This window comes from Dellaglioa sp. CoH-56-MRSF-11 (assembly GCF_056782135.1).
In genome coordinates, this window is sequence record NZ_JBXAYE010000166.1 from 1 (window position 1) to 238 (window position 238).

Below are 238 nucleotides of genomic sequence, written 5' to 3' on the forward strand. Positions count from 1 at the left end.
CATACGATCGTGTTGTGTACTTTGTGTGTGATGCACGTTCCCAGCTCGCAATGAGTAACTTGAGTCAACAGCTGTGGCCTGATACCCGTGTGCTGGATTTGCATCTGGCGATCGGCGTAGCCATGGTCGATGCGACGCAAAACCCGGGAGAGCCTTGGGAACTTAAGGTCAACGAGCCGACTCTTGATGAGTATGTACGTCAAGCAGCGCAGCCCTCATTCATGAACTTCTTGCAGGC

At 52.9% G+C, this 238-nt stretch carries 1 protein-coding gene; it reads left to right on the plus strand.

The features are described from left to right. Positions 1 to 238 (plus strand): hypothetical protein (locus AC1RPT_RS08250; RefSeq protein WP_481763066.1); only part of this gene is annotated, 238 nt, incomplete at both ends.